The 11423-nt window shown below is 72.3% G+C and carries 11 protein-coding genes; 5 read left to right on the forward strand and 6 right to left on the reverse strand.

Annotated elements, in window-relative coordinates; translation table 11 throughout:
- Positions 1 to 460 (forward strand): cadmium resistance transporter (locus tag DCI01S_RS15025; RefSeq protein WP_061229976.1); only part of this gene is annotated, 460 nt, incomplete at its 5' end.
- Positions 461 to 778: 318 nt separating this feature from the next.
- On the opposite strand, the gene DCI01S_RS15030 is transcribed toward DCI01S_RS15025, so the two are convergent.
- From DCI01S_RS15030 to DCI01S_RS15045, 4 genes are all read right to left on the reverse strand, one after another.
- Positions 779 to 2065, reverse strand: a complete 1287-nt coding sequence (locus DCI01S_RS15030) for an adenylosuccinate synthase (RefSeq protein ID WP_061229977.1) — start codon at positions 2063 to 2065, stop codon at positions 779 to 781.
- 107 nt (positions 2066 to 2172) lie between these two features.
- Positions 2173 to 3063: a 5-oxoprolinase subunit C family protein gene (locus DCI01S_RS15035; RefSeq protein ID WP_061229978.1), complete on the reverse strand. Its 891-nt coding sequence runs from the start codon at positions 3061 to 3063 to the stop codon at positions 2173 to 2175.
- A complete protein-coding gene (locus DCI01S_RS15040; protein WP_082767859.1) occupies positions 3060 to 3896 on the reverse strand; it encodes a 5-oxoprolinase subunit B family protein in 837 nt (278 codons plus the stop codon). Before DCI01S_RS15040 ends, DCI01S_RS15035 begins: the two co-directional genes overlap by 4 nt.
- Complete coding sequence (locus tag DCI01S_RS15045) at positions 3893 to 4744, reverse strand: LamB/YcsF family protein (RefSeq protein WP_061229979.1); 852 nt, start codon at positions 4742 to 4744, stop codon at positions 3893 to 3895. Before DCI01S_RS15045 ends, DCI01S_RS15040 begins: the two co-directional genes overlap by 4 nt.
- Positions 4745 to 4800: 56 nt before the next feature.
- Between DCI01S_RS15045 and DCI01S_RS15050 the strand changes: the two genes are divergently transcribed.
- On the forward strand, positions 4801 to 5457 hold the full coding sequence (locus DCI01S_RS15050; RefSeq protein WP_082767861.1) for a hypothetical protein: 657 nt from the start codon (positions 4801 to 4803) through the stop codon (positions 5455 to 5457).
- On the opposite strand, the gene DCI01S_RS15055 is transcribed toward DCI01S_RS15050, so the two are convergent.
- Together DCI01S_RS15055 and DCI01S_RS15060 are read right to left on the reverse strand one after the other, a co-directional pair.
- Positions 5402 to 6694, reverse strand: a complete 1293-nt coding sequence (locus tag DCI01S_RS15055) for an FUSC family protein (RefSeq protein ID WP_061229981.1) — start codon at positions 6692 to 6694, stop codon at positions 5402 to 5404. The two genes, DCI01S_RS15050 and DCI01S_RS15055, sit on opposite strands and share 56 nt — an antisense overlap.
- A complete protein-coding gene (locus DCI01S_RS15060) occupies positions 6651 to 7067 on the reverse strand; it encodes a DUF3151 domain-containing protein (protein ID WP_043567286.1) in 417 nt (138 codons plus the stop codon). The genes DCI01S_RS15055 and DCI01S_RS15060 overlap by 44 nt, the downstream gene beginning before the upstream one ends.
- 286 nt (positions 7068 to 7353) lie before the next feature.
- Here DCI01S_RS15060 and DCI01S_RS15065 point away from each other — a divergent pair, with 286 nt between their 5' ends.
- The 3 genes from DCI01S_RS15065 to DCI01S_RS15075 all read left to right on the forward strand — a co-directional run bounded on the left by DCI01S_RS15065 (position 7354) and on the right by DCI01S_RS15075 (position 11263).
- The gene (locus tag DCI01S_RS15065; protein ID WP_061229982.1) at positions 7354 to 8760 is read left to right on the forward strand and encodes a trimethylamine monooxygenase; all 1407 of its coding nucleotides are present in this window, start codon (positions 7354 to 7356) and stop codon (positions 8758 to 8760) included.
- Positions 8761 to 8842: 82 nt separating this feature from the next.
- The gene (locus DCI01S_RS15070) at positions 8843 to 10561 is read left to right on the forward strand and encodes an alkaline phosphatase D family protein (RefSeq protein ID WP_061229983.1); all 1719 of its coding nucleotides are present in this window, start codon (positions 8843 to 8845) and stop codon (positions 10559 to 10561) included.
- Positions 10562 to 10672: 111 nt separating this feature from the next.
- Positions 10673 to 11263, forward strand: coding sequence for an Rv0361 family membrane protein (locus DCI01S_RS15075; protein WP_061229984.1), 591 nt, complete (start codon positions 10673 to 10675; stop codon positions 11261 to 11263).
- The last annotated feature ends 160 nt before the right edge of the window (positions 11264 to 11423 follow it).

Here is an 11423-nt window from a genome sequence, read left to right on the forward strand (position 1 = left end):
TCTTGGGTTCGTCGGCATACTCGGCGCCGCTGTGCTCGTCTCCCTGGGCGCGGGGGCCTTCCTGCCCCCGGAGGCCATCCCTTACTTCGGGCTGATCCCACTCGGCTTGGGACTGTGGGCCGCATGGCAGGCCTGGCGCGGGGACGATGATGACGACGACGCAAAGATCGAGGGCAAGAACGTCGCCGTGTGGACCGTGGCCGGCGTGACCTTCGCCAACGGCGGAGACAACATCGGCGTCTACGTCCCCGTCTTTCTCAACGTGGGCCCGGGAGCCGTAGTCGCCTACTGCGTCGTGTTCCTGGTGCTGGTGGCGGGACTGGTGGGCCTGGCCAAGTTCGTCGCCACCCGCCGACCGATCGCCGAAGTTCTGGAGCGCTGGGAGCACATCCTGTTCCCGATTGTCCTGATCGGCCTGGGCGCCTTCATCCTGGTCAACGGCGGAGCATTCGGACTCTGATAAGGCCGAGGCAGACCCCACCGCACACCCGAGAGCCGCCCGACTCGCCTTAATCCCTCCGGGCAGAACGCCCGATTTAGTACGCCGCCGCCAAGAAGTAGCCACAGAAGACCGCCACAGAGCGATCAAGTCCACAGGCGGCTCGCTGGACAACCCGGTCACCCGGCGCGGGACTGATTCTCCTGGCGGGCCTGGGCGTCTCGGCTGCTCTGGCCGTGAGCGCGGGAATCGCCGGCGGCGCCTTCGAACTCCCGCAGATCTCGGGCCTGCCCTTCTGACCCGAGTGGCAGTTCCCATCGCTCCCCGAGCGCGCCGGGGTCACCCCAGGATGTCGCGCCGCACCACGTTCTGGTCGCGGCCGGGCCCCACGCCGATGTACGACATGTGGCAGCCGGCCAACTCCTCGAGCCGCAGGACATAATCGCGGGCCTCGGGTGGCAGGTCGCCGAACTCGCGCGCCCCGGTGATGTCCTCTTCCCAGCCGGGCATGGTCTCGTAGATCGGCTGGGCGTGGTGGAAGTCGGTCTGCGTCATGGGCATCTCGTCGTGCCGGACGCCGTCCACGTCGTAGGCCACACAGATGGGGATCTCGCCGATGCCGGTGAGCACGTCGAGCTTGGTGAGGAAGTAGTCGGTGAAGCCGTTGACGCGCGCGGCGTACCGGGCGATCACGGCGTCGTACCACCCACAGCGGCGGGTGCGGCCGGTGTTGACGCCCACCTCACCGCCGGTGACCTGCAGGTACTCGCCCCACTTGTCGAACAGCTCGGTGGGGAACGGCCCGGCGCCCACGCGGGTGGTGTACGCCTTGACGATGCCCAGCGAGTGGGTGATCTTGGTGGGCCCGATCCCGGAGCCGACGCACGCGCCGCCGGCGGTGGGGTTGGACGAGGTGACGAACGGGTAGGTGCCGTGGTCCACGTCGAGCATGGTGGCCTGGCCGCCCTCCATGAGGACGGACTGGCCGCGGTCGAGGGCCTCGTTGAGCATCAGCGTGGTGTCGCAGACCATAGGCCGCAGGCGGTCGGCGTAGGACAGGAAGTACTCGACCATCTCCTCGACCTCGACCGCGCGGCGGTTGTAGATCTTCACGAGGATCTGGTTCTTGAGGTGCAGCGCGCCCTCGATCTTCTGTCGCAGGATCGACTCGTCGAACACGTCCTGCACGCGGATGCCCACGCGGGAGACCTTGTCGGCGTAGGTGGGGCCGATGCCGCGCCCGGTGGTGCCGATGGCCTTCTTGCCGAGGAACCGTTCGGTGACCTTGTCGAGCGCCTGGTGGTACGGCGCGACGAGGTGGGCGTCGGCGGAGATCCGCAGGCGGGAGGTGTCGGCGCCGCGGGCCTGCAGCCCCTCGATCTCGTCGAACAGCGCCTCGAGGTTCACCACCACGCCGTTGCCGATCACGGGTACTGCGGTGGGCGAGAGGATGCCGGCGGGCAGGAGCTTGAGTTCGTACTTCTCGCCGCCCACGACCACGGTGTGGCCGGCGTTGTTGCCACCGTTGGGCTTGACCACGTAGTCCACGCGGCCGCCCAGGATGTCGGTGGCCTTGCCCTTGCCCTCGTCGCCCCACTGGGCGCCGATCAGAACGATCGCTGGCATGGTTCGCTTTCACCTCGAAAAGAGTCGTCTACACGGTGAGGGACGGACACCTTCTCGTGATTCCGCGCACACCAGCACTCCAGATTAGTCTTCTGACCGCTCTCACCCTAGTCGCCGACCCCCCGCGCCCTGTGCAGTCTCACGGGCGTTCCGGGCAGGAGCTGCGAGATCCGGTCGGCGCTGTGGGAGGTGAGGACGCCGATCACGGGGTAGCCGCCGGTGACGGGGTGGTCGGGGCCGAACACGACGGGGCGGCCGTCGGCGGGGATCTGGACGGCGCCGCGCACCATGCCCTCGCTGGGGATCTCGCCCTTGGACAGGCGCGGTACGGGCCGGGCGGGGTCGATGCGCACGCCCACCCGGTCGGCGTGGCCGCTGACGTGGCCGGTCGCCGCGAGGACGTCCCACGCCTCGGGTGGGAAGAGGTCGTCGCGCGGGCCCGGGATGACATCGAGGTCGACGGGTTGGCGGGCGTCGGTGCCGCCGACGGCCGCCTGCCATCCGTCCGCCCACGGGCCCACGACCGCGTCGCCGACGTCGAGGACGTCCCCGACGGTGACGGGCGGCGGGCCGAGCCCGGACAGGGTGTCACGGGATCGGCTGCCCAGCACCGGCGGCACGTCGATCCCCCCGCGCACGCCCACGTAGCTGCGCACCCCGGCGACGGGCCGGCCGATCTCCAGCGTGGACCCGGTGTCGAGGCGGAGGACGTCGCCGGTGGCGGCGGTGCGTCGGGATCCGTCGGGGGTGACGACGACGACCAGGGCGTCCGCCCCCGTGACCGCCACGATCGCGGGGGCGTCCGTGAGGACGCTGAGCCCGCCGAGCAGCACCTCGAGCACCGCGGCGGCGGGGTCGGTGCCGACGGCCCGGAGAGCGGTGGCGGCGGCGGCGCGGTCGGCGGCCCCGGAGGCGGTCACCCCGAGGTCGGCGTGTCCGGGGCGGCCGAGGTCCTGCAGGAGGACGGCGGGCCCGGCGCGGAGGACCAGCAGGCTCATCGGTCCGCGCCCGGGTGACCGGGGCCGCCGGAGCCGCCGGCGTCGCGGAACCGCACGACCGTTCCGGGCGTCAGCAGGGCCGGGTCGGAGCGGTCGACGTCCCAGAGCCGGGCGTCGGTGGTGCCGATGAGCTGCCACCCGCCGGGCGACGCACCGGGATAGACGGCGCAGAACCGGTCCGCCAGGCCCACCGTTCCGGCCGGCACCCGCGCCCGCGGGGACGGAAGCCGTGGAACGGTCGGCAGGGGTCGCGGCTCGGCGTGGACGCGCTGCTCGCCTCCGCGCGCGTCCGGGTTGCGAGCATCGAGCTCCCGCGCGTCCACGAGGTAGGCGAATCCGGGCGCGAACCCGCCGAACGCGGCCCGCCAGGCGATCGCCGTGTGGGTCCGCACGAACGCCTCGGTCGACAGCCCGGCCAGGTCGGCGACGGCGTGCAGGTCGGGCCCGTCGTAGCGGACGTCGAGGATCACCTCGGCCGCCCCACCCGCGGCCCCGACCCCGCCAGCGTCCCCGACCCCGCCCGCGGCCCCAGGATCCGCTACTCCCCCTCCGGATCCGCTACCCGCATAGGGGTAGCGGATCCGGTCCCCGGGTAGCGGATTCTGGGTGGACGGCGGCTCCTCGGAGAGGAGGGCCTCGACCCGCCGCCGCAGCCCGGGCAGCGCCGAGGCCTCCCGCGCGGTCACCAGCACGGTGCGGGCCGCCGCGACCACGTCGACGGCCTCCGGCCGCAACCCGCGAACCCTCCCGGCGAGCTGCACCGCCTCTGCCAGACCCGCACACTCGAGCAGCAGCGCGGCCTCTCCACAGCGGCGGATACTCGTCGTCGTCATCTCTCCCCCGCCGGCGCGAACGGCGCCAACGACACGCCGGAGGCCACGAGAGCCGACCGCACCCGGCGCGCCAGGTCGACGGCTCCAGGGGTGTCCCCGTGAACGCAGATCGACGCGGCCTCGACGACGACCGGCGAGCCGTCCGAGGCCGTGATCTCCCGCCCCGTGGCCATGGCCACCACCCGGGCGGCGACCTCGTCGGCGTCGGTGATGACGGCTCCCGGCTCGCCGCGCGGCACGAGGGTGCCGTCGGGTCGGTACCCGCGGTCGGCGAACGCCTCGGTCACGGCCCGCACGCCCGCCTTCTCGGCCTCCGTCAGGACCGCCGCACCGGGCAGGCCGAGGATCGGCAGCGGGTCCTCGTCGGCGACCGCGGCGTAGGCCAGGACCGCGTCGACGACACCGGCCGCCTGCTCGCGATCGTGGACGATGCGGTTGTAGAGGGCCCCGTGGGGCTTGACGTAACGTACCCGCGAGCCGTGGCGTCGCGCGGCCATGTCGAGCTCGATCAGCTGGAACGCCACGATGCGGGCGACCTCCTCCCGACCGAGGTCGTGATCGACGCGACCGAAGTTCTCCGCGTCGCGGTACGAGGGATGCGCGCCCACGGCCACGCCCCGCCCGGCGGCCGCGACGACCGTCGCGTTCATCGTGGGCCGGTTGCCGGCGTGGAAGCCGCACGCGACGTTGGCGGAGGTCACCACGGCCAGCAGGGCGGCGTCGTCGGGATCGGGCCCCGCGTGGGGCGCGAGCGAGGCCGCCCACCTCGGGGTGCCGCGGCGGGCCTCCCCGAGGTCGCAGTTGAGATCGATGCTGCCGCGATCGATGTCGTGCGCCTGTGCTTGCACACCTCCATCCTGCCCCAGGTTCGCCACCTCCGGCGGCTGCGGTCATGATGGAGGTCATGATCGTCATCCGCTGCGGCTCCGCGCCGGTCCCGACGGTCCTCGGCGAACACCCCCGCATCGAGGTCAGTGCGGCCCCCACCAAGGACGAGGTCGCGCGCGCGCTCTCGGAGGTCGGCACCCGCCGCCGGCTGGTCGTGTGCGGCAGCGACGCCGGACTGGCCGCGCTCCTCACCCGACTCATGCGCACCGAGAATCTCGACGTGGAGATCGCGTACGTCGCCGACGAACCGACACCGGCCACCAAGGCGTACGGCCTGCCGACCGGCTCGGAGGCCGCCAAGCTCGGCGTCCGGGGCAGTGCCCGCGAGGTACCCCTCGTGCGCGACGACACCGGGACCGCGCTCGTGGGCGAGGCCACCGTCCGCGGCCCCGAAGGGGGCCACCTGGTGGGCGAGGCCTACGCCGACGACAACCGGGTCTTCTCCGGCGAGATCGACACCCTCACCGTCCGCCCGACGCCGGACCTGCCCGGCGTCGTCGCCACGGCCGCCCGCCCCCGCTGGCTGCGACGACGGCCGTGGCTCGCTGCCCGCGCGGTCCAGCTGGGGACCGAGGCCGGCCTTCTCACCCGCGACGGGGTCACCGGCCGGAGGGCCATCAAGAGGACGACCTTCTACCGTCATACCGAGCCATGGAGGCTCGTGTCGCCCTGAACGGCGGCATCTCCGGCGCGGGCCGGTCCGGCGAATCCGGCCACTCCTCCTTGAGCAGCTCCGGCGACACGGCCGGCGTCCGCACCGTCGGCGGCAGCGTGGCCAGTGCGGAGATCTTGCTCAGGCCCGCCACCTGCATCACGTCCACGAGGATGGACCGGATCTGGGCGAGCATCACCATCTCTGTCATGCCGGAGCCGATCACCAGCTCCCGCTTGGCCCGCGCGGACACCGCGCGCAACTCCCGCAGCACCGTCGCGGCACCGGGTGCGTCGGGGTCGGCGGCCACCCGCTGGGCGAGCAGCTCCACCGCGTCGGCGAGCGCGGCCAGCAGCGAACTGAGCGCGGGCGGGACGTCGACCTGGTCGTCGACGGCCACGATCGCCCGCCGCGCCAGCACCCGGATGTTGCGGATGCCGTTGTCGAGCGGGTTGAGGATCCGGCTCAGCTCCACCTCCTCCGGACGGCGCCGACGGTAGAACGGCGAGATCCGCACCAACTCCTGCGCCCCCGCGAGCTGCTCCTCCACCGCGTCGATCGCCGGCTGGGTGTCGCGGGCGTCCTGCAGCGCCTCGCGGATGCGGTCGGAGTCGCGGCGGTCCAGGCCCTCGGCGACCTCCGCCAGGACCGACGAGGCCACCCCGAGCAGTGACGCCGCCTCGCGTCGGGCGCGCCGCAGCGGGTGCACGGGGATGAGCGACATCGCCACCAGCGCGACGACACCGCCGACGGCGGCGTCCACCATCCGCTCGTAGCCGCCCGCCGAACCCGGCGGCAGGATCGTGGCCACGAGGATCGCCGATGACGCCGCCTGCGTCCCCACGAGCGCGCCCCGGTCGAGGAACACCGCCGCCGACATCGCCAGCACCACCACCGCGGCGATCTGCCACGGGCCGGAGCCGATCTGCGCGATGAGCAGATCCCCCAGGCCGACGCCCACCACGACGCCGATCACCAGCTCGATGCCGCGGCGGACCCGCCGGCCCATCCCGGTGCCCAGCGCGATGGCGGCCGCGATGGGCGCGAAGAACGGCGCGGGGTGCCCCAGCAGGTCAAACGCGATGTACCACGCGATCCCGGCGGCCAGGCCGCACTGCAGGATCGGCAGGAACGCGTACGCCAGACGCCGGGTCCGCGTCCTCAGCGGAACCGGCAGCGCGGCGTAGACGCCCAGCGCGCGGGCGTCTAGACGATCACGCCAGGCCGAGAGGCGCGGCGGCGTGCGGGTCCGACTCATTGATCAGGTCCAGGCAACGGATGTACTCGTCCTCCTCACCGATCGACTGCGCGGCGCGGGCCAGCGCCGCGACCGCGCGGAGGAACCCGCGGTTCGGCTCGTGGTCGTACGGCACCGGGCCGAAGCCCTTCCAGCCGTGGCGGCGCAGCTGATCCAGCCCGCGGTGGTAACCGGTGCGGGCGAAGGCGTACGCGGTCACCGCGTCGCCGGCGTCGAGTGCGCGCTCGGCGAGCTCGGCCCACGCGATCGACGCCGCGGGATGGTCGGCTGCGACCGTGCGGGGGTCCTCGCCCGCGGCGAGGGCGTCCTCCGCCTCCGGATCGCCGGTCAGACGGGTGGGCGGGGGGCCGAGGAGATCTCCGAACTGGGTCATGCCGACCATTGTCCACGAATTGCCGGAACCGCTCCCGGGGGAGGGGCGAACGGACCGTCCGGGGAGCGCACGACAAGCGTTTGCTATGGTGAGAGCCCTGCGGCGCCCCACGACGGGCGCCGCGGTCGCGTTGCCGCAGGCCGCACTGACCGCCGCCGCGACGCGGGATCGATGGTCCGGTGTCGAGGCCCGGAGCGCGCGGAGACCCCTCCGCCGACGCCCCGCCTCCACCGAACGTCTCTGCCCGAGACGAACGAGTGGCCGGTGGCGGCCGGAAGGAATGTAGTTGTCTAATCAACGAATCGCCATCTTCGGAGCCGGCCCCAGCGGCATCGCCGCCCTGCGGGCCTTCGAGTCCGCGCAGCGCGCGGGCGCCTCGATCCCCGAGATCGTCTGCTACGAGAAGCAGGACGACTGGGGCGGCCAGTGGAACTACAGCTGGCGCAGCGGGATCGACAAGTACGGCGAGCCGGTGCACTCCTCGATGTACCGCAACCTGTGGTCGAACGGCCCGAAGGAGGCCCTGGAGTTCGCCGAGTACACCTTCGACGAGCACTTCGGCCGGCCGATCCCGTCCTACCCACCGCGCGAAGTGTTGTGGGACTACATCGACGGCCGCGTGCGCCGGTCGAAGGTCAAGGACCAGGTGCAGTTCTCCACGGCCGTGCGCTGGGTGGACTACGACCGCGACCAGGACAACTTCACCGTGACCGTGGAGAACCTCCGCTCGGGCCGCACCACCACCTCCGAGTTCGACCGCATCATCGTCGCCACCGGCCACTTCAGCTTCCCCAACGTGCCCGGGTTCGAGGGCATCCACACCTTCCCCGGCTCGGTCCAGCACGCCCACGACTTCCGCGGCGCCGAGAACCTGGCGGACAAGCGGGTCCTGCTCGTCGGCGCCTCCTACTCCGCCGAGGACATCGGCGTCCAGGCGTTCAAGATGGGCGCCCGCTCGGTGACGATGTCCTACCGCACCCGGCCGATCGGCTACGACTGGCCGGACGGCATGGAGGAGCTGCCGCTCATCGACCGCTTCGACGGCAGCACGGTCCACTTCACGGGCGGCGAGACGCGGGAGTTCGACGCGGTGATCCTGTGCACCGGCTACCTGCACAAGTATCCGTTCCTGCCCGCCGACCTCGCACTGCAGTCGCCGAACAACATCTACCCTTCCGGCCTGTACCGGGGCGTGGTGTGGCAGAAGAACCCGCGCGTGTACTACCTCGGCGCCCAGGACCAGTGGTTCACGTTCAACATGTTCGACGCGCAGGCCTGGTACGTCCGCGACCTCATCCTCGGACGCACGCCGCTGCCCTCGGCGCAGGACCGGGCCGCGCACATGCGCGCCTGGCGCGACCGCTTCCAGAAGCTCGACGGTGACGCCGACGAGGTGCGGTTCCAGGCCGACTACATCCGCGACCTCATCGACGCGACCGACTACCCGGAGTTCGACCTCGACGAGGTCGTCCGCATCTTCCTCGCGTGGAAGGACGACAAGGCCGCCAACATCCTCACCTACCGCGACAAGCCGCACCGTTCGGTCATGACCGGCACGATGGCCGCCGAGCATCACACACCGTGGCTGCGCGAACTGGACGACTCGATGGTGCGATACCTGTCGACCCCCACGCGTAGCGAGCTGGAGCAGATGGTCGTGGACGGCGCGCCCGCCGAGTCCACCACGCGCTGACCGCCGGACCCGGGGATGAACACTCGATGACGCCTCGGCGATAACCGGGGCGCGGGGGCGATCGATCGGTCACGCTGGTCACATGACCGACTCTGTTGCCGATCCCTCCGGGTACCGCGCGGGCCTCGGCCGGCGCTCCCTCCTGCGGGCGGGGGCGCTGGCCGGGGCGGCGGTCGGCGCCGGGGCCCTCACCGGTCGCGCCGCGTCTGCAGCCGCCGCAGCGGGCGGACCCGTCACCGGGGACACCGCGGGTGGGCCCGCTTCGACCGTGTTCCGGCACGGCGTCGCGTCCGGCGACCCGATGGCGGACCGCGTCATCCTGTGGACGCGCGTCACGCCGACAGAGCAGGCGGCCCCGGGGTCCGGGATCGGAGACCTCGTCGTCGTCGACTGGGAGGTCTCGACCGACCCGGGCTTCGCCACCATCGTCCGATCGGGCACGGTCACCACCGACGCCGGCCGCGACCACACCGTCAAGCTCGACTGCGCAGGCCTCGCGCCGGACCGGTGGTACCACTTCCGGTTCCACGCGCTCGGCCAGACCTCACGCACCGGCCGCACGCGCACCGCCCCCGCCGACGGTGCGATGCCCGCCACCGGCCGCTGGCGCGTCGGCGTGGTCTCGTGCTCCAACTGGGAGGCCGGGTTCTTCGCCGGCTACCGCCACCTCGAGGCGCGTGGCGACCTGGACGCGATCATCGAACTCGGCGACTACATCTACGAGTACGGCCGCGGCGAGTACACGGCCGCCGCCGGCGCCGTCCGCCCGCACGATCCGCCGCACGAGATCGTCACCCTGGCCGACTACCGGATCCGTCTGGCGCAGTACCGCACCGACCCCGACCTGCAGTCCCTGCACGCGCACGTGCCGTGGATCTGCACGTGGGACGACCACGAGCTCGCCAACAACTCGTGGGAGCACGGCGCCGAGAACCATCAGCCGCACGAGGGTCCGTTCGCCGACCGCAAGGCCGCGTCCGCGCAGGCCTACTTCGAGTGGATGCCGGTGCGGCCTGAGTCGTTGCGCGACGGCGGGCACCTCTACCGGCGCCTGCGGTGGGGCGCGTTGGCCGAGCTGAGCATGCTCGACCTGCGCTCGTACCGCTCGGAAGATCCGGGCCGCTTCAACGGCCGCGCGACCGATCAGACGGGCACCATGACGGGCGCCGAGCAGTTCGACTGGCTGGCCCGTGGCCTGGCGTCGTCGACGGCCCGCTGGAACGTCATCGGCAACTCGGTCATGGTCACCCCTGTGCTGATCCCGCCTCTGGACGCCCGCACGACCGGGGCGCTCACCGAACTGCTCGGCATCCCGCGCGAGGGCATCACCTATAACTCCGACCAGTGGGACGGCTACGCCGGAGAGCGCCGTCGCCTGTTCGAGGTGATCCGCGCGACGGGCAACCGCAACCACGTCTTCCTCACCGGCGACATCCACACGTCGTGGGCCAACGAGGTGCCGCTCGACGCCGCCGACTACCCCGGTGCGGGCACGGGAGCGGTCGAGTTCGTCACCCCGTCCATCACGAGCAACAACATCAACGACATGGTGGGGCTGCCGGAGGGCAATCCCCTCTCGCAAGCCGCGCAGGGCGCGCTGACCGGCGTGAACCGCCACGTCCGCTGGGCCGATCTGGACCGGCACGGCTTCACGGTGGTCGAGTTCACGAGCGGCTACGCGCACGCCGACTACTGGGCGCTCGTCGCGCGCGAGGACCCCGCGAGCGGTGCGTACCCGCTGGCCAGTTGGCGTTCGCCGCACGGCTCGGACCGTCTGGAACCGGCGGGACTGCTGCCCTGAGAGTCGGCGGGCGCCGGGGCCCCTGTCCCCACTGAATCTCAGGCCGGTCGGCTACCGTGGCGGGTCGACGCGGCCCGTCCGGGGCCGCGACGGGTGTCTTTGGAGTAGTGGATGACGACGACGAGCCAGCAGCCCCCCGCCGGAGATCCGGGTCCCGGGGGGCAGCCGGGCGGTGGCCCGGAGGGTGGGGCACGTCTGTCGGGTGACGGGCGCGGCGATCGCCCGGGCCGGGGTGGTGTGCTCGCGGCGGTGGCCGTGGTTGCGCTGGTCGTGGTCGCCGCGGTCGCGTGGGCGTTCCTGGCCGGGCCGTTGTCGTCGTCGGGGCGGGCCGAGCGGGCTGTGGCCGAGACGCTGGAGCAGATGAGCTCGGCGGAGTCGTTCGACGAGTTCAACAGTCATATGTGCGCGGAGAACCGGGTCCCGCAGGAGTTGGTGGACACGATCACCGCGTCGAGCGAGGCGACGGGGCCGGATCTCGATTCGATGTTCCGCGAGTCGATCGCGGGCTCGTTCCCGGAGGACCTCGAGGTGACCGGGGTCGAGATCGCGGACGGCGGCGCGGAAGCGATGGCGACGGTCGAATCCGAGTCGGACGGGTCCGGTCCGGAGCAGGTGCGGATGCGCGACGAGGACGGCGCCTGGAAGCTGTGCCAGCCCGGGGTCGGAATGGGCTCGGTGCCCGAGGGCCAGCAGCCGGGCTGATCGGCTCCGCCCGGTCACGCCGGCCGCCCTGGGCGTTCTGGGCGCTCCGGCGACGTCGGCTGCTCCGGCCTGTCGCCGCGGGAGGTGGCGCGCAGGGCGCGTTCGGCGCCGGGTGGGTTGGTGAGGTGGCCGTCGTCGGCGATGAGGCGGTCGAGGTGGT

The sequence above is a fragment of the Dietzia cinnamea NBRC 102147 genome, from assembly GCF_001571065.1.
GTDB lineage: Bacteria > Actinomycetota > Actinomycetes > Mycobacteriales > Mycobacteriaceae > Dietzia > Dietzia cinnamea.

Coding starts and splice junctions, on each gene's coding strand:
- DCI01S_RS15030 (WP_061229977.1), bottom strand. CDS start 2,065: ATGCCAGCGATCGTTCTGATCGGCGCCCAGTGGGGCGACGAGGGCAAG.
- DCI01S_RS15055 (WP_061229981.1), bottom strand. CDS start 6,694: ATGAGTCGGACCCGCACGCCGCCGCGCCTCTCGGCCTGGCGTGATCGT.
- DCI01S_RS15050 (WP_082767861.1), top strand. CDS start 4,801: ATGATCGTCATCCGCTGCGGCTCCGCGCCGGTCCCGACGGTCCTCGGC.
- DCI01S_RS15070 (WP_061229983.1), top strand. CDS start 8,843: ATGACCGACTCTGTTGCCGATCCCTCCGGGTACCGCGCGGGCCTCGGC.
- DCI01S_RS15035 (WP_061229978.1), bottom strand. CDS start 3,063: ATGAGCCTGCTGGTCCTCCGCGCCGGGCCCGCCGTCCTCCTGCAGGAC.
- DCI01S_RS15040 (WP_082767859.1), bottom strand. CDS start 3,896: ATGACGACGACGAGTATCCGCCGCTGTGGAGAGGCCGCGCTGCTGCTC.
- DCI01S_RS15075 (WP_061229984.1), top strand. CDS start 10,673: ATGACGACGACGAGCCAGCAGCCCCCCGCCGGAGATCCGGGTCCCGGG.
- DCI01S_RS15060 (WP_043567286.1), bottom strand. CDS start 7,067: ATGACCCAGTTCGGAGATCTCCTCGGCCCCCCGCCCACCCGTCTGACC.